This is a genomic window from Bradyrhizobium sp. 45, assembly GCF_023073155.1.
Classification (GTDB): Bacteria; Pseudomonadota; Alphaproteobacteria; order Rhizobiales; family Xanthobacteraceae; genus Bradyrhizobium; species Bradyrhizobium canariense_D.
The window spans coordinates 21,461-40,141 of record NZ_JADPIX010000123.1 but is presented as its reverse complement, the minus strand read 5'-3'; the positions used below and the strand labels follow the sequence as shown (position 1 = coordinate 40,141).

Annotated in this window: 17 protein-coding genes; 6 read left to right on the top strand and 11 right to left on the bottom strand. The window is 64.7% G+C overall.

Annotated elements, in window-relative coordinates:
• Window positions 1–290: 290 nt before the first annotated feature.
• Entirely contained in the window at window positions 291–509 is a 219-nt protein-coding gene (locus tag IVB42_RS28300) for a hypothetical protein (protein ID WP_007612884.1), read from the bottom strand.
• Window positions 510–736: 227 nt separating this feature from the next.
• Between IVB42_RS28300 and IVB42_RS28295 the strand changes: the two genes are divergently transcribed.
• From IVB42_RS28295 to uraD, 4 genes are all read left to right on the top strand, one after another.
• Window positions 737–1,015 (top strand): hypothetical protein, encoded by a 279-nt coding sequence (locus tag IVB42_RS28295; protein WP_018456703.1) that lies wholly within the window; start codon window positions 737–739, stop codon window positions 1,013–1,015.
• Window positions 1,016–1,104: 89 nt separating this feature from the next.
• Window positions 1,105–1,518 (top strand): DUF3830 family protein, encoded by a 414-nt coding sequence (locus IVB42_RS28290; RefSeq protein WP_018456702.1) that lies wholly within the window; start codon window positions 1,105–1,107, stop codon window positions 1,516–1,518.
• A complete protein-coding gene (gene puuE / locus IVB42_RS28285; RefSeq protein ID WP_247393616.1) occupies window positions 1,519–2,454 on the top strand; it encodes an allantoinase PuuE in 936 nt (311 codons plus the stop codon).
• 7 nt (window positions 2,455–2,461) lie between these two features.
• A complete protein-coding gene (gene uraD, locus IVB42_RS28280; RefSeq protein WP_018456700.1) occupies window positions 2,462–3,349 on the top strand; it encodes a 2-oxo-4-hydroxy-4-carboxy-5-ureidoimidazoline decarboxylase in 888 nt (295 codons plus the stop codon).
• Here the strand turns inward: uraD and IVB42_RS28275 are convergent.
• Window positions 3,346–6,072, bottom strand: coding sequence for a molybdopterin-dependent oxidoreductase (locus IVB42_RS28275; RefSeq protein WP_247372361.1), 2,727 nt, complete (start codon window positions 6,070–6,072; stop codon window positions 3,346–3,348). The two genes, uraD and IVB42_RS28275, sit on opposite strands and share 4 nt — an antisense overlap.
• A complete protein-coding gene (locus IVB42_RS28270) occupies window positions 6,069–6,896 on the bottom strand; it encodes an FAD binding domain-containing protein (protein WP_018456698.1) in 828 nt (275 codons plus the stop codon). The genes IVB42_RS28275 and IVB42_RS28270 overlap by 4 nt, the downstream gene beginning before the upstream one ends.
• Before the next feature lie 153 nt (window positions 6,897–7,049).
• On the opposite strand from IVB42_RS28270, the gene IVB42_RS28265 reads away from it, so the two are divergent.
• Complete coding sequence (locus IVB42_RS28265; RefSeq protein WP_018456697.1) at window positions 7,050–8,399, top strand: 8-oxoguanine deaminase; 1,350 nt, start codon at window positions 7,050–7,052, stop codon at window positions 8,397–8,399.
• A gap of 111 nt (window positions 8,400–8,510) precedes the next feature.
• Here IVB42_RS28265 and IVB42_RS28260 read toward each other — a convergent pair whose 3' ends face one another.
• From IVB42_RS28260 to IVB42_RS28245, 4 genes are all read right to left on the bottom strand, one after another.
• Window positions 8,511–9,587: a BMP family ABC transporter substrate-binding protein gene (locus tag IVB42_RS28260; RefSeq protein ID WP_247393647.1), complete on the bottom strand. Its 1,077-nt coding sequence runs from the start codon at window positions 9,585–9,587 to the stop codon at window positions 8,511–8,513.
• Between the two features lie 78 nt (window positions 9,588–9,665).
• Window positions 9,666–10,583, bottom strand: coding sequence for an ABC transporter permease (locus tag IVB42_RS28255; RefSeq protein ID WP_247297941.1), 918 nt, complete (start codon window positions 10,581–10,583; stop codon window positions 9,666–9,668).
• Window positions 10,570–11,661, bottom strand: coding sequence for an ABC transporter permease (locus tag IVB42_RS28250; protein WP_247393618.1), 1,092 nt, complete (start codon window positions 11,659–11,661; stop codon window positions 10,570–10,572). The genes IVB42_RS28255 and IVB42_RS28250 overlap by 14 nt, the downstream gene beginning before the upstream one ends.
• Window positions 11,645–13,216 carry an ABC transporter ATP-binding protein gene (locus IVB42_RS28245; protein ID WP_247393620.1) on the bottom strand — a complete coding sequence of 524 codons (1,572 nt, stop codon included), beginning with the start codon at window positions 13,214–13,216 and terminating at the stop codon, window positions 11,645–11,647. The genes IVB42_RS28250 and IVB42_RS28245 overlap by 17 nt, the downstream gene beginning before the upstream one ends.
• 572 nt (window positions 13,217–13,788) lie before the next feature.
• Here IVB42_RS28245 and IVB42_RS28240 point away from each other — a divergent pair.
• Window positions 13,789–14,898, top strand: a complete 1,110-nt coding sequence (locus IVB42_RS28240) for a hypothetical protein (RefSeq protein ID WP_247393621.1) — start codon at window positions 13,789–13,791, stop codon at window positions 14,896–14,898.
• A 132-nt stretch (window positions 14,899–15,030) separates the two neighbouring features.
• Here IVB42_RS28240 and IVB42_RS28235 read toward each other — a convergent pair whose 3' ends face one another.
• The 4 genes from IVB42_RS28235 to IVB42_RS28220 are packed head-to-tail and all read right to left on the bottom strand — an operon-like array spanning window position 15,031 to window position 18,680.
• Window positions 15,031–15,516 carry a nucleoside deaminase gene (locus tag IVB42_RS28235; RefSeq protein ID WP_085361054.1) on the bottom strand — a complete coding sequence of 162 codons (486 nt, stop codon included), beginning with the start codon at window positions 15,514–15,516 and terminating at the stop codon, window positions 15,031–15,033.
• A 13-nt stretch (window positions 15,517–15,529) separates the two neighbouring features.
• Window positions 15,530–17,062 (bottom strand): ABC transporter ATP-binding protein, encoded by a 1,533-nt coding sequence (locus tag IVB42_RS28230; RefSeq protein ID WP_247393623.1) that lies wholly within the window; start codon window positions 17,060–17,062, stop codon window positions 15,530–15,532.
• Entirely contained in the window at window positions 17,059–17,742 is a 684-nt protein-coding gene (locus tag IVB42_RS28225) for an isochorismatase family cysteine hydrolase (protein WP_018456689.1), read from the bottom strand. The genes IVB42_RS28230 and IVB42_RS28225 overlap by 4 nt, the downstream gene beginning before the upstream one ends.
• Before the next feature lie 11 nt (window positions 17,743–17,753).
• Entirely contained in the window at window positions 17,754–18,680 is a 927-nt protein-coding gene (locus IVB42_RS28220) for an ABC transporter permease (RefSeq protein WP_247393626.1), read from the bottom strand.
• Window position 18,681 lies beyond the last annotated feature (1 nt).

The following is an 18,681-nucleotide window of genomic DNA, read 5'->3' as shown; positions in this document are numbered from 1 at the left end:
AGCGGACCGCGGGTGCCAGCCGGCACCCGGCCTTCCCTGCGCCCTCTTGGACAAGAGGGTGGAGCGATCAAGCAAAGCTCGGGCGAAATCAGCCGCGAGAACGCGAAGCTGTGTCTGCAAGTAAAAATGCGAGCTGGAAGAGTGGCGCTGCCGCCTCATACTCCGTCATTGCGATCGCAGCGAGCGATCCAGAAATGCATCCGTGGAAGATGTCTGGATTGCTTCGCCGCAAGAGCTCCTCGCAATGACGACGTGGAGGCAGTTTCGCTGATCGCGCTAGGCTTCCGGCATCACCGTCCCGCTGGTGCAGACATCGCGCCGTTGGAATAGCGGGACCAGTCGGGCCCGGTCGGCTGCGACGGCCAGAGCGCGGCGTTGGAGTCGCGCACCGACTGGGTGATGGGATGGGGCTGCGCCTTGCGGACATGACGGCGGTCGTTCGCCGCGGCAGTCTGGATGGTGGCGGCGGCAATCAGCGTCGCGCCGAGAATGATGAAAGTCTTTTGCATTGTTTCTTTCTCCCGTGACGACGCCCGGCTGTGAGATGTGTGTTTTGTGTGTCGCCGTCGCGGCTGACAAGGCGACGCGCCCGGCCGATATCACCGCTCGCGACATCACATTGGGGCGAGCCAATTTTCTAGCCTCGGCTAAATATTCGGCAATCGCGACCGGTGGCACCGGTGGACTTGCCTGCTCCAATCCGGTTCAATGGGCCAAATCTGGTTTTCAGGCGACAATGATGTCGAAATATCTGCTGGTCCTTCTGCTGATCGCCTCGCCGGCCGTGGCGCAGGTCAAGCTGACCCCAAAAACATCGGCGGCGCATCCGGACCCCTGCGCGCCGATCGGGCGGACCGCGGACGGCAAGCTGGTCTACTCCATGAAATGCGAGAATTTGCCTGTGCCGCCTCCGTCGCCGCAGGCGGAACTGAGGGAGGCGCCGCAGCCCGCCGCCGAGCCGGAGCCCGAGACGCGGCGGAGTGGCGTTTTCGGCTGGTCCTACGACCGCAGGTAACGGGCCGCGCCCCTTGCGCGAAGCCCGACGGAGTGCTCTTTGCCTGAAAATTCCCCGTGGGGCCACCGCCCCCGATCCAGAGAGATGAGATGACCAAACTCGTTATCCGCGCCGGCGACTTCACCTTCGATGCTCGTTTCGAGGAGCAAGCGGCCCCGAAGACTGTCGCCGCGTTCCGCAAGGCGCTGCCGTTCGAAAGCCACATCATCCACGTGCGCTGGAGCGGCGAGGGGGTGTGGATGCCGCTCGGCGACTTGGACTTCGGTGTCGGTTACGAGAACCATACCAGTTATCCCGCGCCCGGCCAGATCATCCTCTATCCCGGCGGCATCAGCGAGACCGAGATCCTGATGGCCTATGGCGGCGTGCACTTCGCGAGCAAGATGGGCCAACTCGCCGGCAACCATTTCATCACGCTGACCTCTGGCCTGCAGAATCTGGCGACGCTCGGCAAGAGCGTGCTGTGGAAGGGCGCGCTGCCGATCCGCTTCGAGGAAGTCTGAGTGACTGGTGCCCGCTACCCGCGCGATCTCCGCGGTTACGGCCGCAACCCGCCGCACCCGCAATGGCCCGGCAACGCGCGGGTCGCGGTGCAGTTCGTCGTCAATTTCGAGGAGGGCGGCGAAAACAACATCCTACATGGCGACCCGGCCTCGGAAGCGTTTCTGTCCGACGTGCTCGGCGCACAGCCTTGGCCCGGCCAGCGCCACGCCAATATCGAATCGATGTTCGAGTATGGCTCGCGCGCCGGCTTCTGGCGGCTCTGGCGGATGTTCAGCGAGCGGAAGTGGCCGACTACCGTGTTCGGCGTCGCCACAGCGCTGAAGCGCAATCCGGAAATCGTAGCTGCCATGAAGGAAGCGGGCTGGGACATCGCCAGCCACAGCCTGAAGTGGATCGAGCACAAGGACATGACCGAGGCGCAGGAGCGCGCGGAGATCGCGGAAGCGATCCGCGTCCACACTGCGGCGACCGGCTCGCGGCCGCTCGGCTGGTACACCGGACGCTCCTCGATCAACACCAACCGTCTGTTGATGGAGGAGGGCGGCTTCCTCTATCTCTGCGATTCCTACGCCGACGATCTGCCCTATTGGGTCAAGGGCGCCAGCGGCAAGCAGCTCATCATTCCCTATACGCTTGACGCCAACGACATGCGCTTCATCAATCCGCAAGGCTTTGCCGAAGGCGAGCAGTTCTTCACCTATCTGAAGGATGCTTTCGACGTGCTCTATGCCGAAGGCGAGAGCGCGCCGAAGATGATGTTGGTCGGCCTGCATTGTCGTCTCGCCGGCCGCCCCGGCCGCGCGGCGGGGCTGATCCGCTTCCTCGACTATATCGGCAAGCACGAGCGCGTCTGGGTGCCGACACGGTTGCAGATCGCCCAGCATTGGCACGACAAGCATGCGGGCCTTGCCGACGATGCTTTCGAGATCGGATAGGGCAGCAATGTCACAGATCGCCTTGTCTGATCTCAATGCCGCGAGCTTCGATGATTTCGTGGCCGTACTTGAAAACGTGGTCGAGTACTCGCCTTGGATTGCCCAAGAAGCGGCGGCGCGCCGTCCGTTTGCCGGCATCAATTCACTGCTCGACGCGATCAAGGCGGCGATCGCTAGCGCTGAGCCCGAGGTGCAGCTGGCGTTGATACGCGCGCATCCCGACCTCGCGAACAAGACCCAGCGCGCAGCGGGACTCACGCCTGACTCGACTGCCGAGCAGAGCAGCGCTGGTCTAGACCGTCTGTCGGACACCGAATATGCGGCCTTCGAGCGGGCGAACAATGCGTATCGCGAAAAATTCGGTATCCCCTATATCGTCTGTGCGCGCCGGCACACCAAGGACTCCATTCTGCGTGACTTCGAGTCGCGACTGCAGAACATTGCCAAGACCGAGACACGCCGCGCGCTCGAGGAAATCTCCCGCATCGCTGCGCTGCGGCTGGACCAGCTCGTCAGTGCTGACGACAAGCTGAAAGTGCACGGCCGGCTCTCGACCCATGTGCTGGACAACCACGCCGGCAAGCCCGCATCGGGCATTCCGGTCGAGCTGGTCGAGCTCGCGAACCTCGGCGAGAGCCGCGTGATTGCGCGCGCGGTGACCAACGCGGACGGCCGCACCGACCAGCCGCTGATTGGCGGCCGCCCGCTGCCGATCGGCCGCTACGAGCTCCGGTTTAGCGTCGCCAAATATTACGCCGAGCGCAACGTGCAGCTCACCGACCCGCCGTTCCTCGACGAGATCCCGCTACGCTTTGCGATCAGCGAGCCGGAAAGCCACTATCACGTGCCGTTGCTCGTCACGCCGTGGAGCTATTCAACCTATCGCGGCAGTTAATTGCCGAACTTCTCGTGCAGCGCCGGAAACAGCCGGTCCGGCTTGTAGGGCGGCGCCGTGAAGCGGATGCCGGTGGCATCGGCAATCGCGTTGCCGAGCGCGGCGGCGACCGGATTGTACGGACTCTCGCTCATCGACTTCGCCCCCAGCGGGCCGATCGTGTCGGAGGTCTCGGCGAAGAAGACCTCGGTGCGGGGGACATCGGCGAAAGAGGGCAGGTGATAGTCGCGAAATTTGGGGTTGGCGACGCGCCCGTCCGCGTCGATCACCATCTCCTCGTAGAGCGCGGCACCGAGCGCCTGCGCGACACCGCCTTCGACCTGGCCGCGGCATTGCATGGGATTGGCGACGACGCCGGCGTCCGCCGCATGCACGCTCCTGAGAATCCGGAGCTCGCCGGTGCCCTTGTTCACGGCGACGCGAAAGCCCTGCACGTTGAAGCCGACCGAACGCGGCGTCCCGCCGGAATTGCCGGCGCCTGCCAACGGCTGTCCGCGCTCGCGCGCGAGCTTTGCCAGCTCGACAAAGGACATGCGCCGTACGCCACTGACGACGGCCTCGCTCTCGAGCGTGCAGCTGCCGACTTCGCAGAGCCATGCGCCGGCGGCGGCCGCCTTCAGCTCGGTTGCGAGCTGCACGGCTGCCGCATGCGTCGCCTTCCCGGCGACGAACATGCCGGCGCTGCCATAGGCGCCGGTGTCGTGGCCGCCATGGGCGGTGTCGGACTGGCGCAGGCGGATCCGGTCGACGGTGGTCGCAAGCGTGGTCGCCGCGATCTGCCGGTGCACGGTGCTGGTGCCGTTGCCGAATTCGGCGGTGCCGACGGTGAGGTCGAAGCTGGCGTCGTCGTTGAGGGTGACCATCGCGTCCGCGAGATGGCCCGCCGGGGGCACCGTGTCGATCATGGTCAGCGCGACGCCGTCGCCGATCAGCCACTCCGGCGACAGGTCCGGCTGCGGGCCATCAGCCTGCATCGCGCGCTCGACGAGGTCGAGGCACCGGTCGAGCCCGTAGGAGCCGTAGAGCACGTCGTGGAATTCCGACGGCGGTGGCGACAGCATGGGGTCGCCGGGCTTGACGACGTTGCGCCGCCGCATCTCGTAAGGGCTGATGCCGAGCTGCTTGGCCAGTTCGTCGATCGCGGCCTCGACCGCGATCAGTGTTTGCGGCAAGCCATAACCGCGAAAGGCGCCTGCCGGTACCGTATTGGTGTAGACCGCGTAGCCGTCGACCCGCTTGTTCGGGCAATTGTAGACGCTGATGGATTCGGCCAGCGAGTGGAACATCACGGGTCCGGCGTGATTGCCGTAGGCGCCGGTGTTGGAGAGGACGTCGAGCTGAAGCGCGGTGAGCTTGCCGTCCGCGTCGGCACCGGCCTTGACGTGGACCCGCATCGGGTGCCGCGTCGACGTCGCGACGAACTGCTCCTCGCGGGTGAGCTCCAGCTTCACCGGCCGTCCGGTCTTGAGCGCGGCGAGCGCCAGAATGTCCTCGACGAACATCTCCTGCTTGCCTCCAAAGCCGCCGCCGACGCGCTCGCAGAAGACGCGAACCTTGTCCATGGGAAGCTCGAAGATATCAGACAGCGCGCGCCGGGTCAGGAACGGCACCTGCGTCGAGGTGCGAACGTTGAGCACGCCGGAAGCATCGCGCCAGGCGAGGCCGCCATGGGTTTCCAGCGCGGCATGCTGCACACGATGGCTATGGAAGGTGCCCTCGAAGGTGACGGCGGATGTCGCGAGCGCAGCCGCCACGTCGCCGAATTCGCCATGCATCTCCGCAGCGAGATTGCGCTGGGCGTCGGCGACGCGGTTCGCGGTAGTGCGATCGGGATGAATGACGGGTGCACCCGGCGCCATCGCCTGCTCCGGATCGACCAGCGCGGGCAAAATCTCGTAACTGACCTTCAGCCGGCGGCATGCGTCCTCCGCGGCGGCTTCGCTGTCTGCGACGACGGCGGCGACCTTCTGGCCGATGAAGCGGACGATTTCGTCGAGAACACGAGTGTCCTCGGGATCCATCCAGTCCTTCTCATGCCGCGCGGTCGAGATCAGGATGGTGGGCGCATCCTCATGCGTCAGCACCGCGTGCACGCCGGGAACGTTCAGTGCTTCCGACTTGTCGATCGCGACGATCCTCGCGTGGGCATGGGGCGAACGGAGCAGCTTGATATGCAGCAAGCCGTCAATCTGCGTGTCGAACGTGTAGCGCGCCTTGCCGCGCACGACATCGGGGCCAGCTGGCGCCGGCAGGCTGCGGCCGAATGCGGCGCCGGCCTCGATGCTCTCCTCGATATTGGTCTTGCCGAGCAACGCATCCTCGATCGAACGATACCCGGTGCAGCGGCAGATATTGCCCTTCAGCGCGACGCCGAGATCGGTGCGCTGCGCCTGGTTCAGCGAGGCGCAGGTCAGGATCATTCCGGCCGTGCAGAAGCCGCATTGAAAGCCCTGTGCATCGAGGAAAGCCTGCTGCATCGGATGCGCGCAGCCGTCTCCGCCGAGACCTTCGATTGTGGTGACGGCGCGCCCCTCGGCGCGAAACGCCGGGATCAGACAGCTATGCACGGGCTCGCCGTCCAGCAGCACGGTGCAGGCGCCGCAATCGCCGGCGTCGCAACCCTTCTTCACGCCGAAATGGCCGAGCTCGCGCAGGAACGTGCGCAGGCACTGGCCGGCGCGTGGCTCCTGCGGAAACGTCGTGCCATTGACCTCGAAGCTCATGACGACGGTGCTCCGAGGAGTTCGTCGCGAATCTCTTCGGCAAGCCGCAATGTCATGTGCTTGCGCCAGAGCGGCTTGCCGTGGATGTCGGTGTGGTACAGATCGTCCGTAATCTGCTGCGCGATGGCGTCGCGAAGCGCTTTCGTGTCGGGGGCCTCGCGAAAGGACAACCGGATCGGCCGCACCGTCGATGCGGTGACCGTGAGCGTCAGCGTGCCATCGGCATCCAGACTGCCGATCAGGAGCGCCGCCGAGCGGCCGACCGGCGCCAGCGAGATCTGGCGGAAGGCCGTACGACGCTTCAGCGCGGCGATCGGAATATCGATCTGCCGGAGCAGATCCCCCGGCGCCAGAAGGTTACGCTGGTTGCCGGTGACGAAGTCGATGACGGGCATCATCTGTTCGCCGCCGCCGGCCTTCCAGATGGTGCAGACGCCCTCCAGCGCCGCGGTGAGCGAGATCATCGGTCCCGCCGGCAGCGACATGCAGAGATTGCCGCCGACCGTCGCCGTCTTCCATATCTTGAACGAAGCAAGGAAGGCGCGGCAGCACTGGTTGATCAGCGGTGCCGCGAACCAGTCGGGTGGGCAGGCGAATCCATCGAGCTGCGCAACGGTGCAGGTGGCCGCGATGCTGAAATGGCTCTCGGTGACCGTCAGCGCCGGCCATTTGAGGTCGGTGAGATCGATGAGCCGAGTCAGGTGAACTTGCGGCTCCGAGAACAGCCAGGTGCCGCCCGCGAGCCAAGCATCACCTGGCGTCCAAACGGGCAGCTGCGCGCGCGTTTGCGGATGGGCGACCGCTGTGATGGTATTCAAGTCCATGGCGACGCCAACGCTTCCAACGAGTGAATCGAGCCCCGAGAAAGTCTTGCAAGACGAGCGCCAAGTCGCAACAACAAGTCGCAGCAAAAGCGCAATCGGGCCGGCCCCTGCCTTGCAGGCCTGTCGGGAGCGGATGTGAGGAGGAGCAGATTCATGAGCGACGCAAAGCCGATCTGGATCAGGGATCCCCTGGCTATCCTCGCCGATGGCGCCGAGCGCGGCGTCGTGGTGCGGGACGGCCGAATTGTCGAGCTGGTGCCGGCCGGCGGTGCGCCCGCAACCGCTGACGTCGCGGTGTTCGATGCTGGCGACCACGTCGTGCTGCCCGGCCTCATCAACACCCATCACCATTTTTACCAGACGCTGACGCGGGCACTGCCCGCGGCGATGGACCGCGAGCTGTTTCCCTGGCTCCAGGCGCTCTATCCGGTGTGGGCGAAGCTGACGCCTGATGCGCTCGAGCTCGCTGTCACGGTGGCGATGGCCGAACTGCTGCTGTCGGGCTGCACCACTACGACGGATCATCACTACGTATTTCCGGCAGGGCTCGAAGACGCCGTCGATATCGAGGTGGCGGTGGCCAGGCGGCTCGGCGTGCGCGTGCTGCTCACGCGCGGCTCGATGAACCTGTCGCAGCGCGACGGCGGTCTGCCGCCCGATAGCGTCGTGCAGGATGAGGACACCATCCTCGCGGACAGCGCGCGCGTCGTCGCCAGGCACCACCAGCGCGGCGCGGATGCGATGATGCAGATCGCGCTCGCACCTTGCTCGCCCTTCTCGGTGTCGACGTCCCTGATGCGCGCCACCGCCGATCTGGCCGACAAGCTCGACGTGCGCCTGCATACCCATCTTGCCGAGACCGAGGACGAGAACAGGTTCTGCCAGGAGATGTATGGCTGCCGTCCGCTCGACTATCTCGAACAATGCGGCTGGCTCAATGCGCGGACGTGGCTCGCCCATGGCATCTTCTTCAATGCAGAAGAGATGAAGCGGCTCGGCAGGGCGAAGACGACGATCAGTCATTGCGCCTGCAGCAACCAACTCCTGGCCTCCGGCTGCTGTCCCGTCTGCGAGATGGAGGAGGCTGGTGTCGGCATCGGCATCGGCGTCGATGGCTCGGCCTCGAACGACGGATCGAACCTGATGCAGGAGGTGCGGGCCGCGTTCCTGCTGCAACGGGCGCGCTACGGGGTGACGAAGGTCAGTCACAAGGATGCGCTGCGCTGGGCCACCAAGGGCTCTGCGGCCTGCGTCGGCCGGCCGGAACTCGGCGAGATCGCCGTCGGGAAGGCGGCAGATCTCGCGCTGTTCAGGCTCGACGAGCTGCGCTTCTCCGGCCATGGCGATCCCTTGGCCGCACTGGTGCTGTGCGGCGCGCATCGGGCCGACAGGGTGATGGTGGCGGGAAAATGGGCCGTGATCGATGGCGCGATCCCCGGTCTTGATGTGGCAGACCTCATCCACCGCCACAGTTCGGCGGCGCGAGCCATGCAGGCGGGATAGTACCTAGGCGAAGATAGAAAGAGGGGGCGACCACAAGTGCCGGGTGCTTCTGGCCACCCCCTCCGAACCTCCTCCGGGAGGAGCAGGTGATTAGGCGATGCAAGAAGCGTGCTACTTGCCCGGCAGCTTGTCGTCGATGCCTTTGACATAGAAATTCATGCCGAGGATCTGGCCGTCGTCGAGATTGGCGCCGCCCTTGCACTCGACCTCCTTGCCGTCCTGCCCAAGGACCGGGCACTTGAACGGATGCAGCTTGCCCGCGGTGATCGCCGCCTGGGCATCCTCGGCGATCTTCTTCACGTCGTCAGGCATGTTGGTGTAGGGCGCCATCGCGAACATGTGGCTATCGAGGCCGCCCCAGCTGTCCTCGGATTTCCAGGTTCCGTCGAGCTCGGCCTTGACCCGGGCGATGTAGTAGAGACCCCAGGTGTCGAGGATCGAGGTCAGCTGGGTCTTCGGCCCGAACTTGATCATCTCGGAATCCTGGCCGAAGGCGAGCTTGCCGCGTTCGCTGGCGATCTGCATTGCCGCCGGCGAATCCGTGTGCTGCATGATGATGTCGGCGCCCTGGTCGATCAGCGCCTTGGCGGCGTCGGCTTCCTTGCCCGGGTCGAACCAGGTGTTGGCCCAGATGATCTTGACCTTGATGTTCGGGTTGATGGTCTGCGCGGCGAGGATCGTCGCGTTGATGCCGGAGACGACCTCGGGAATCGGGAACGAGCCGATATAGCCGAGCACGCCGGACTTCGACATCTTGGCCGCGATCAGGCCCTGGATGTAGCGGCCCTGGTACCATTTGGCCGAATAGGTCGACATGTTCGGGTTGCGCTTGTATCCGGTCGCGTGCTCGAAATGCACGTTCGGGTATTTCTTCGCGACCTTCAGCGTCGGATCCATGTAGCCGAACGAGGTGGTGAAGATCAGCTTGTTGCCGGCGCGGACGAGCTGCTCGATCGAGCGTTCGGCGTCGGGGCCCTCAGGCACGTTTTCGAGAAAGGTGGTCTCGATCTTGTCGCCGAGCTCCTTCACCAGCGCCTGGCGTGCCAGCTCATGCTGATAAGTCCAGCCGAGGTCACCGACCGGGCCGAGGTAGATAAATCCGACTTTCAGCTTGTCGGCGGCGGAGGCTGCACTGACGCTCCCGGCAAGCAAGAGCCCGGCAGCCAGCGCAAGAAGTGATTTCCTCATCATCAATCTCCAAACATCAGGGGAAAGCCACGATCCGCACCGTGCGCGCCCCATCGCGCACGCCGCGGAAATGAAACGCTAGCGGTCAGGCACGAACACGGTGCCAAGCGCAGCCGGTGCGGTCGATCCGCCCGTGCGCGCGCGGGAGAGCAGGACCAGGACGATGACGGTCGCAAGGTAAGGCAGCGCCGACATCAACTGCGAGGGAATGCCGACGCCCCAGCCCTGCGCGTGCAGTTGCAGGATCGTCACCGCGCCGAACAGATACGCGCCGACCACGAGGCGGCCCGGCCGCCAGGACGAGAACACCACCAGCGCCAGCGCGATCCAGCCGCGGCCTGCGGTCATGCCCGGAATGAAGAAGGGCGTATAGGCGAGCGGCAGATAAGCGCCGGCAAGTCCTGCGCAGGCGCCGCCGAACATCACCGCTAAGGTGCGGATGCGCAGCACGGGATAGCCGAGCGCATGCGCAGACACGTGGTTGTCGCCGCAGGCGCGCAGGATCAATCCCGGCCGCGTACGGTACAGGAACCACCAGACGCCGATGACCAGCGCCAGCGAGAAATAGACGAAGGCGTCCTCGCCGAACAACACGCGGCCAACCAGCGGAATATCCGTGAGACCGGGAATGTTGAGATGCAGCGCCGGCGTGATGCGCTCGCCGACGAAGCCAGCGCCGATCAGGCCGGAGAGTCCGACACCAAGGATGGTCAGCGCCAGCCCTGTCGCAACCTGGTTGACCGCAAGCCCGAGCGCCATCAGTGCGAAGACCAGTGATATCAACGTGCCGGCGACGATGCCGAACAGCGCGCCGATAAAGATCGAGCCGGTCAGCCATGCACCTGCAAAGCCACATGCGGCGCCGACGATCATCATGCCCTCGACGCCGAGATTGAGCACGCCGGAGCGTTCGGTTACGAGTTCGCCGGTCGCCGCGATCAGGAGCGGCGTCGAGGCGGCGAGCACCGCGAGGATGATGGCTTCAATGAGTTCCACGAGCCACCTGTCGGTTCGGGAAAACCAGCTTGAAGCGGTAGAGGATGAGGGAATCGCAGGCGAGCACGTAGAACAGCAGGATGCCCTGAAAAACCTTTGTCACGTCCAACGGGATCTTCATCGCGATCTGCGCCTGCTCGCCGCCGATAAAGGTCAACGCGAGAAAAAGGCCTGCAATTAATATTCCAAGGGGGTTCAACCGGCCGAGAAAGGCGACGATGATCGCCGTAAAACCGTAACCCGGCGAGATGCCGGGCTGGAGATGCCCGACCGGACCCGCGACCTCGATGATGCCGGCGAGGCCCGCCAGCGCGCCCGAGAGGGCGAAGGTCAGGATGATCAACTGGTTGGAATTGAAGCCGCCGAACCGCGCGGCGCGTGGCGCGGCGCCCACCACACGGATCTCGAAGCCCTTGATGGTGCGTCCCAGCAGGATTGCGGCTGCCGCGACGACGAGAAGGGCGATGATCGAGCCGAGATGCAGCCGGCCGCCTTCGATCAGCAGCGGCACCGTTGCGACCGGGTCGAACTCGGCGGTGGTCGGGAAATTGAAACCGTGCGGATCGCGCCAGGGGCCGCGCACGAGATAGTCGAGGAAGAGATCGGCCACATACACCAGCATCAGGCTGGTCAGGATTTCGCTGGCGCCGAACTTCACCTTGCAGATTGCTGGGATCAATGCGTAGAGCGCGCCTGCGGCGGCGGCGAGCACGAGCATGACCGGCAGCACCCAGACACCGGCGTCGGTGCCCTGCGTCTTCACCGCAATCCAGCTTCCGGCGACTGCACCGATCAGGAACTGCCCTTCGGCGCCGATGTTCCAGGCATTGGCGAGATAGCAGAGCGACAGCCCGATCGCGATCATCACCAGCGGTGTCGCCTTCACCGCGATTTCCTGGAGCGAATAGCTGTCGGTCAAAGGCGCGACGAAATATGCGTGCAGCGCGAGCAGCGGATTCTTGCCAAGGATCGCGAACAGGATGACCATGGTCACGATCGTGAGGCCGATCGCGATCAGCGGCGAGATCAGCGCGATCGTGTTGGAGCGTTCGGCGCGCTTCTCAAGCACCAACTGCATGCGCGGCCTCCTTCGGCTCCAGCGTGCTGCCGCCCATCAACAGGCCTAGTTTTTCGCGCGTCGCCTCGCTGGTGGCGAGCGGTGCGGACAGATGGCCATGGAACATCACGGCGATGCGGTCGGCGATTTCCGCGAGCTCGTCGAGGTCCTGGCTGGTGACGAGCACGGCGGCGCCTGCGGTTGCGAGATCAAGCAGCGCCTGTCGGATGACGGCGGCAGCGCCAGCGTCGACGCCCCAGGTCGGCTGGCTCACCACCAGCACCGCGGGATTGCGCAGGATCTCGCGTCCCACGATGAATTTCTGCAGATTGCCGCCGGAGAGGGATGCTGCTTCCGGATCGCGCTTGGCCTTGCGGACGTCGAAGGTCTCGGTTGCGCGGTCAACCGTCTTCAGCGTGGCGGCAGTATCGATGAAGCCGTGATGGACCATGCCGCTGGCGGCGTGCCCGGTGAGAAGCGCATTCTCGGAAAGCTTCATGCGCGGCGCGGTGCCGTGGCCGAGCCGCTCCTCGGGAACGAATGCCGCGCCGAGCTTGCGGCGCTGCGTGATCGAGAGATGGCCGGCAGCAAGGCCTTCGATGACGATCGTGCCGGGATCCCTCGACAGGCGTTCGCCGGACAGCGCGGCGAAAAGTTCGTCCTGGCCGTTGCCGGCGACCCCGGCGATGCCGAGGATCTCGCCGCCTTTCAGCTCGAACGAGATGTGCTCGAGCCGCACGCCATGCGCTTCGCCGGGGGCGAGCGAGAGGTCGTTGACGACGAGACGCGGCACCGTGGTCTGCCGGCCGGCGGCCGCCTTCACCTCCTTGATCTCACCGCCGACCATCATGCGCGCCAGCGAAGCGGCGGTCTCAAGCCTGGGATTGCAGGTCTCCACCTTCTTGCCGCCGCGCAGGATCGTTGCCGTGTCGCACAAGCGCTTCACCTCTTCGAGCTTGTGGCTGATATAGAGGATGGCGCGACCTTCGGCCTTGAGCCGCTCCAGCACGACGAAGAGCTGGTCGGCTTCCTGTGGCGTCAGCACCGCGGTGGGCTCGTCAAGGATCAGGAATTGCGGATCCTGCATCAGCGCGCGAACGATCTCAATGCGCTGGCGTTCGCCGACCGACAATTGCCAGACCTCGCGTTTGGGATCGAGCGGCAATCCATAAGTCTTCGACACCTGCTCAAGCCGCGCCGACATGTCCTTGAAGGATTCTTTCCCGTCGAGGCCGAGCGCGACGTTCTCGGAGACGGTGAGATTGTCGAACAACGAGAAGTGCTGGAACACCATGCCGATGCCGCGGCTGCGCGCTTCCGAGGGACCGGACAGCACGATCGGCTGGCCCTGCCAGAAAATCTGGCCAGCGCTGGGCTGGATCAGCCCGTAGATCGCCTTGACCAGCGTCGACTTGCCGGCGCCGTTCTCGCCCAGCAGCGCGTGGATTTCCGTTGGCCAGATATCGATGTCGATGGCATCGTTGGCGAGGAAATCGCCATAGCGCTTGGTGAGCCCGACCGTCCTGAGGAGCGGGGACTCGCCGGAATGCAGGCTCTTAGCCGTGGGATCCAACATTCGCTGATGCGCTTGCATGGGGTGAAGTGCCTCAATACTGGGCTAGTTTGAACCGCCGCGTAAGGTGTGAAAAAGCGTCATCCCTTGCTCAACGCTTCGGCAGGCAGGAGGTGTCGGCGAGTCTCGGCTCTCGCCGGCGGCGATCGTCCTCAGACACCTTCCGAGCAGCCTTTGCAGTCCCGGCTTGCGTGTGACGCCTGTTGCAAATTTGTGACGGCTCAAGCCAAATCGGAACCCGCTATGCAGGCTTGGCGTGAAGTTAAGCAGAGACGCGCCAGCACGCGTATGCATTTGCGAACACCGCTACAGTAGCTTCCACCCATCTTGTTTGCCTTGTCCGGTCGACATGAAAAGGCGAACGAAATCAAATGGGGATATCCGGCAATGGGTCGCTCTCGGCCGACGGCGTGGCGGTGAGGTTGGCCTTCCAAATCGGCCGGTGAACGCCGCGCCCTGTGCAAACAAGCGGCATGCCTTGAAACAAGTTGAGGCTTCTCACTCCGGGAGATCGGCGCAAGTGTCGCACCCAAGGGACGTTCATTTTTACGTGTCCAAACTTGGGGGTATTCAGGATGTCGTTTCGTTTCAAGGCAATTGCAGCAGGCGCGCTGTCACTTGCTACGCTTGCTACCAGTGGCCTGGCTCAGGCGGCGGATCTGCCGGTCAAGGCTGCCAAGAAGGCGGCCGACCTTCCGTTCTTCCTGGTGATCGACGACCGCGTCACCTTCTCCTATATCTTCAATGCCTCGCAGCCCGGAGCGTTCACCAACACCAACGGCGTGATCAACGCCAAGACGACGAAGCAGGTCTACTCCTTCACCCACTTCGATGCCTGGACTTACGGCACCAACTTCTTCACCATCTCGATGTTCAAGTCGGACCACAACGATCCGGCAGGCCCGTGTACCGCCACAGGCGTGGTCGTGTCGCCGGCTGCAGGCTTCGCAGCGACACCCACGAGCTGTGCCGGCGCGACAGAAATCTACGGTCTTTTCCGTTCGACCTTCGGCTGGAACGAGATCTTCAACACCAAGGCCTTCACGCAGGGCCCCCTGCACAATATCTCGTTCGAGCTTGGCATGGATGCCAACACGGAGAACCGGTATTTCGGCGCCGCCAAGCGCGACGTCGTTGCCGGTCTGCAGTTCGCCTTCGATCTTCCCTACAAGGGCTACTTCAACGTCGCGCCGCTGGTGTATTGGGAGTTCGCCAACCACAACTCCTTCTCGCAGTGCGGCGCCGGCTGGTCCGCTCCATGTATTGCCGACGGCAACACGTCGTTCAAGCCGACCTGGGCGATCGAAACCAACTACTATATGGACCTCGGCTTCCTGCCGCAGAACATGCAGTATTTCTCGATCAGCGGCCGCGCGGCGTGGTACGGCAAGAAGGGCACCGACACTGAGCCGCTTCCCGCCAGCGTCGCCAACGGCGTCTATCCCACCAAGGTCGAGTTCAACTCCGAGCCGATCCGCCTGACCCTCGATGCCTCGAAGGCAGTGTGGGGCGAGAAGTACTCGCACTTCGTCGACGTCTGGGTCGCCTACCGGTATTGGCAGAACAAGTTCGGCCTCGATCACAACAACGCCGTGGCCTGCACCACTTTGGCCGGTGGCGCGAGGGTGAGCACCGGCTCCTGCACCGAGTCCTCGCTCTACTCCGGTGTCACTGTGAAATTCTAGCCACCTGACACGCTTCAGGTGAACGACGATGGCGCCGCGTCAAACCTCCGCGGCGTCATCTTCGTTTGTGGGCAGGAAGGTAGGGGATGAGCCGTAGGCGCAATCCGCTCTACGAAATTGAATTGGTGTTTGCTACTTCGTCCACACGCCGTCGTGCAGCGCTTCGGCCTCGTCTTCGAGCAGCGGCCCCGCAACCTCTGTCGGCCGCTGGCCGCTGGCAAAGACTTCGCGACAGGGCAAGTCGAGCGTCGGGTTCTCCGGATGATCGCCGGTGATGCCGCGCAGGCGGTGCTCGCTGAGGCCATAGACGACACGGCCGATGCCGGCCCAGTAGATCGCGCCGGCGCACATCGCGCAGGGCTCGGCGGAGGAATAGAGCGTGGCTCTCGCCAACACCTCGCGGCCAAGCGTGCGGCAGGCCTGCGTGGCGGCGAGGCGCTCGGCATGCGCGGTGCCGTCGTGATCCGGCATGTAGCCGTTCTCGGCCTCGATCAGGACCTTGCCCTCGGCATCGACCACGATGCAGCCGAAGGGATGGTTGCCGTGCGTGAGGGAACGGCGGGCGACCGCGAAGGAAAGGCGAAGGAAATGCTCGTCACGCTCGGACCCGCCGCTCATCGCTCTTCCCTGGTCAATGCCCCGCCATGTGCCGGCCGACCACGGTGAGATCGGCTTCGCTGGTCCGTGCTTCATACACGAATTCGCCGTGGAACATCACCACCAGCCGATCGGAGAGCTCAAGGAGTTCGTCGAGGTCCTCGCTGACCAACAGCACCGCGGCGCCGCGGTTGCGCGCGGCCATGATCTCGGCATGGATTTGCGCCACCGCCGCGAAATCGAGCCCGAAGCAGGGATTGGCCGCGATCAGCACCTCGACGTCGCCGCCGAGCTCACGGGCCAGCACGGCGCGTTGGACATTGCCGCCCGACAGCGCCGAGATCGGCGTGTCGGGCGTGCGGGTCTTGATCTTGTACTGGGCGATCTTCTTCCGCGCGTCGACGCGGAAGGCACCGCGGTCGAGCCACCAGCCGAGGCTAGCGAAAGGCGCGCGGTCGAATTCGCGGAAGGCGATGTTGTCGGCGACGCTCATGCCGCCGACACAGGCGTTCTTCAGCGGCTCCTCCGGCAGGAGTGACATATTGTGCCGCCGCATCTCCTCGCGGCTGGCGTGATAGGGATCGCCGGCGACGCGGATCTCGCCACTCTCAGCGCCGCGCTGCCCGGCCAGCACCTCGACGAGCTGGCGCTGGCCGTTGCCGGAGACGCCGGCGATGCCGACGATCTCGCCGGCGCGGACCGTAAGGGAGACGTCGTGCACGGCGATGGCGCCGGCGTCGTCGCGCGCGCGCATCTTCGCCAGCTCCAGCCTCGCCTTGCCGGCCTCACCGGTGCGCGGCGGCTGTAGCGTCAGCTCCTCGGCGCCGATCATGGTGCGCGCCATGGCGTCCGGCGTCAGTTCGGACACCTTGCCGGCGCCGGCGAGCTTGCCGCGGCGCAGGATCGTAACGTCGTCGGCGAAGGCCATGACCTCGCGGAACTTGTGCGTGATCATCAGGATGGTCAGCTCGCCCTTGACGACCATGTCGCGGAGCATGCCAAGCACCTCGTCGGCTTCCGCCGGGGTCAGCACCGAGGTCGGCTCGTCCAGGATCAGGAAGCGACGCTTCAGGTAGAGCTGCTTGAGGATCTCGCATTTCTGGCGCTCGCCCGCGGAGATGTCGGAGACCTTTGCGCTGAGCGGTACCTTGAATGGCATGCGCGCGAGAAAGGCCTCGAGCTCCTTCATCTCTTTCGGCCAGTTCACGACAGCCGGCACGTCATCGCGCGCCAGCACCAGATTTTCGGCGACCGTCATCGCCGGCACCAGCGTGAAATGCTGGTAGACCATGCCGAGGCCGAGGGCGTGGGCGTCCTTCGGATTGCCGATCGCCTGCTCGCGCCCGCCGACGAGAATGTCACCCTCGGTGGCGTGGTAATAGCCCATAATGCATTTGACGAGCGTCGACTTGCCGGCGCCGTTCTCGCCGAGCAGCGCATGGAACGAACCCGGCCGCACTTTCAGCGCGACATTGTCCAGCGCCAGGAAATCACCGAAACGCATGCTCATGGCGATGGCATCGACGCCGAAGGCGCCCGATGGCGGCGACGTTTCGCCGACGATCACGAAATCGCTCCGATGAAGGCGTCGGCGGTCGAGACCGCGCCAAACACGCCACCCTGCATTTTGATCATCTTCAGCGCGTGCTCGTGGTTGCTCTTGTCGGTCGCACCGCAGCAGTCATGCAACAGCACGCATTCGAAGCCGCGGTCGTTGGCCTCTCGCATGGTGGTGTGAACGCAGACATCGGTGGTGATCCCAGTGAGCACGATGTTCTCGATGCCGCGCACGCGCAGGATCAGCTCCAGATCGGTGGCGCAGAACGAACCCTTGCCGGGCTTGTCGATGATGGGTTCGCCGGGCAGCGGCGCGAGCTCGGGGATGATGTCCCACCCGGGCTCGCCGCGCACCAGGATCCGGCCGCATGGGCCGGGATCGCCGATGCCGGCGCCGATCTGCCGGGAGCGCCAACGCTTGTTGGCAGGCAAATCCGAGAGATCGGGACGGTGGCCTTCGCGGGTATGGATGATGTGAAAGCCTTGAGCGCGCATTGCCGTCAGCAGTTTCTTGATCGGCTCGATCGGCGCCCGCGTCAGTGAGAGATCATAGCCCATCTTGTCCACATAGCCGCCGACGCCGCAGAAATCGGTCTGCATGTCGATGATGATGAGCGCGGTATTCTCCGGACGCAGGTCGCCGTTATAGGGCCATGCATAGGGTTCGGACTTGATGGTGCGCTCGGGCATGACTTCGCTCTCTAGCGGGTGATCGACAATTCGGCCGGGGCTCCGGTCAACGTGCGTTTCGGCGAGCAGGTGATGATCATGATCGCCAGCGTCAGGAGGTAGGGGGCTGCGTTGAAGAGGTGGTAGCCGGAGGTGACGCCGACCGATTGCAATGCGGGTCCCAGCGCTGCGGCGCCACCGAAAGCGATCGAGGCCCAGAGACACAGCAAGGGGTCCCAGCGCGCGAAGATCACGAGCGCCACGGCCGTGATGCCCTGGCCCGAGGACAGGCCCTCGTTCCAGCTTCCGGGATAGAACAGCGACAGAAAGGAGCCACCGATGCCGGCGAGGAAGCCGCCGACCATGGTCGCGCGCAAGCGGATCAGCAGCACGGAGTGGCCCATCGCACGCGCGGCGTCCGAACTCTCGCCGGCGGTGCGGATCAGGAGGCCCCAGCGCGTGGTCCGGAAGGCCCAGTAGAGAGTTGGGGCGAGCGCGACACCAATCAGGAACAACACGTTGACCCGTAGTGCCGCGCGCACCTGTGGAATGTCGCTCCACCAGCCGAAATCGATCGCGGGCAGCCGCGGCGCGGTGGGCTCGATCAGCGGCTTGCCGAGATAGAAGGCAAGCCCGGTGCCGAACAGCATCAAGGCGATGCCAACCGCAATGTCGTTGACGCGCGGCAACGAGCAGATGCCGGCATGCAGCGCGCCCAGAAGCGCGCCGGTGATGCCAGCGGCGAGCACGCCGAGCCACGGCGATCCCGTAAGGTAGGAAATCCCGTAGGCGCTCATCGCGCCCATTACCAGCGTGCCTTCGAGGCCGAGATTGATGCGGCCGGAGCGCTCGGTGATGCATTCGCCCAGGCTCACGAACAGGAACGGGGTCGAGACTCGAATGGCGCCGCCGAGCACGGCGAGCGGAACGGTCCAGAGTCCGATCGAGCCGTCTGCCATC

Bases quoted from the DNA above. Each gene is read 5' to 3' on its own strand.
- IVB42_RS28300 (WP_007612884.1), bottom strand. From the start codon at position 509: ATGCAAAAGACTTTCATCATTCTCGGCGCGACGCTGATTGCCGCCGCC.
- IVB42_RS28295 (WP_018456703.1), top strand. From the start codon at position 737: ATGATGTCGAAATATCTGCTGGTCCTTCTGCTGATCGCCTCGCCGGCC.
- IVB42_RS28290 (WP_018456702.1), top strand. From the start codon at position 1,105: ATGACCAAACTCGTTATCCGCGCCGGCGACTTCACCTTCGATGCTCGT.
- uraD (WP_018456700.1), top strand. From the start codon at position 2,462: ATGTCACAGATCGCCTTGTCTGATCTCAATGCCGCGAGCTTCGATGAT.
- IVB42_RS28275 (WP_247372361.1), bottom strand. From the start codon at position 6,072: ATGAGCTTCGAGGTCAATGGCACGACGTTTCCGCAGGAGCCACGCGCC.
- IVB42_RS28270 (WP_018456698.1), bottom strand. From the start codon at position 6,896: ATGGACTTGAATACCATCACAGCGGTCGCCCATCCGCAAACGCGCGCG.
- IVB42_RS28265 (WP_018456697.1), top strand. From the start codon at position 7,050: ATGAGCGACGCAAAGCCGATCTGGATCAGGGATCCCCTGGCTATCCTC.
- IVB42_RS28260 (WP_247393647.1), bottom strand. From the start codon at position 9,587: ATGAGGAAATCACTTCTTGCGCTGGCTGCCGGGCTCTTGCTTGCCGGG.
- IVB42_RS28250 (WP_247393618.1), bottom strand. From the start codon at position 11,661: ATGCAGTTGGTGCTTGAGAAGCGCGCCGAACGCTCCAACACGATCGCG.
- IVB42_RS28245 (WP_247393620.1), bottom strand. From the start codon at position 13,216: ATGTTGGATCCCACGGCTAAGAGCCTGCATTCCGGCGAGTCCCCGCTC.
- IVB42_RS28240 (WP_247393621.1), top strand. From the start codon at position 13,789: ATGTCGTTTCGTTTCAAGGCAATTGCAGCAGGCGCGCTGTCACTTGCT.
- IVB42_RS28235 (WP_085361054.1), bottom strand. From the start codon at position 15,516: ATGAGCGGCGGGTCCGAGCGTGACGAGCATTTCCTTCGCCTTTCCTTC.
- IVB42_RS28225 (WP_018456689.1), bottom strand. From the start codon at position 17,742: ATGCCCGAGCGCACCATCAAGTCCGAACCCTATGCATGGCCCTATAAC.
- IVB42_RS28220 (WP_247393626.1), bottom strand. From the start codon at position 18,680: ATGGCAGACGGCTCGATCGGACTCTGGACCGTTCCGCTCGCCGTGCTC.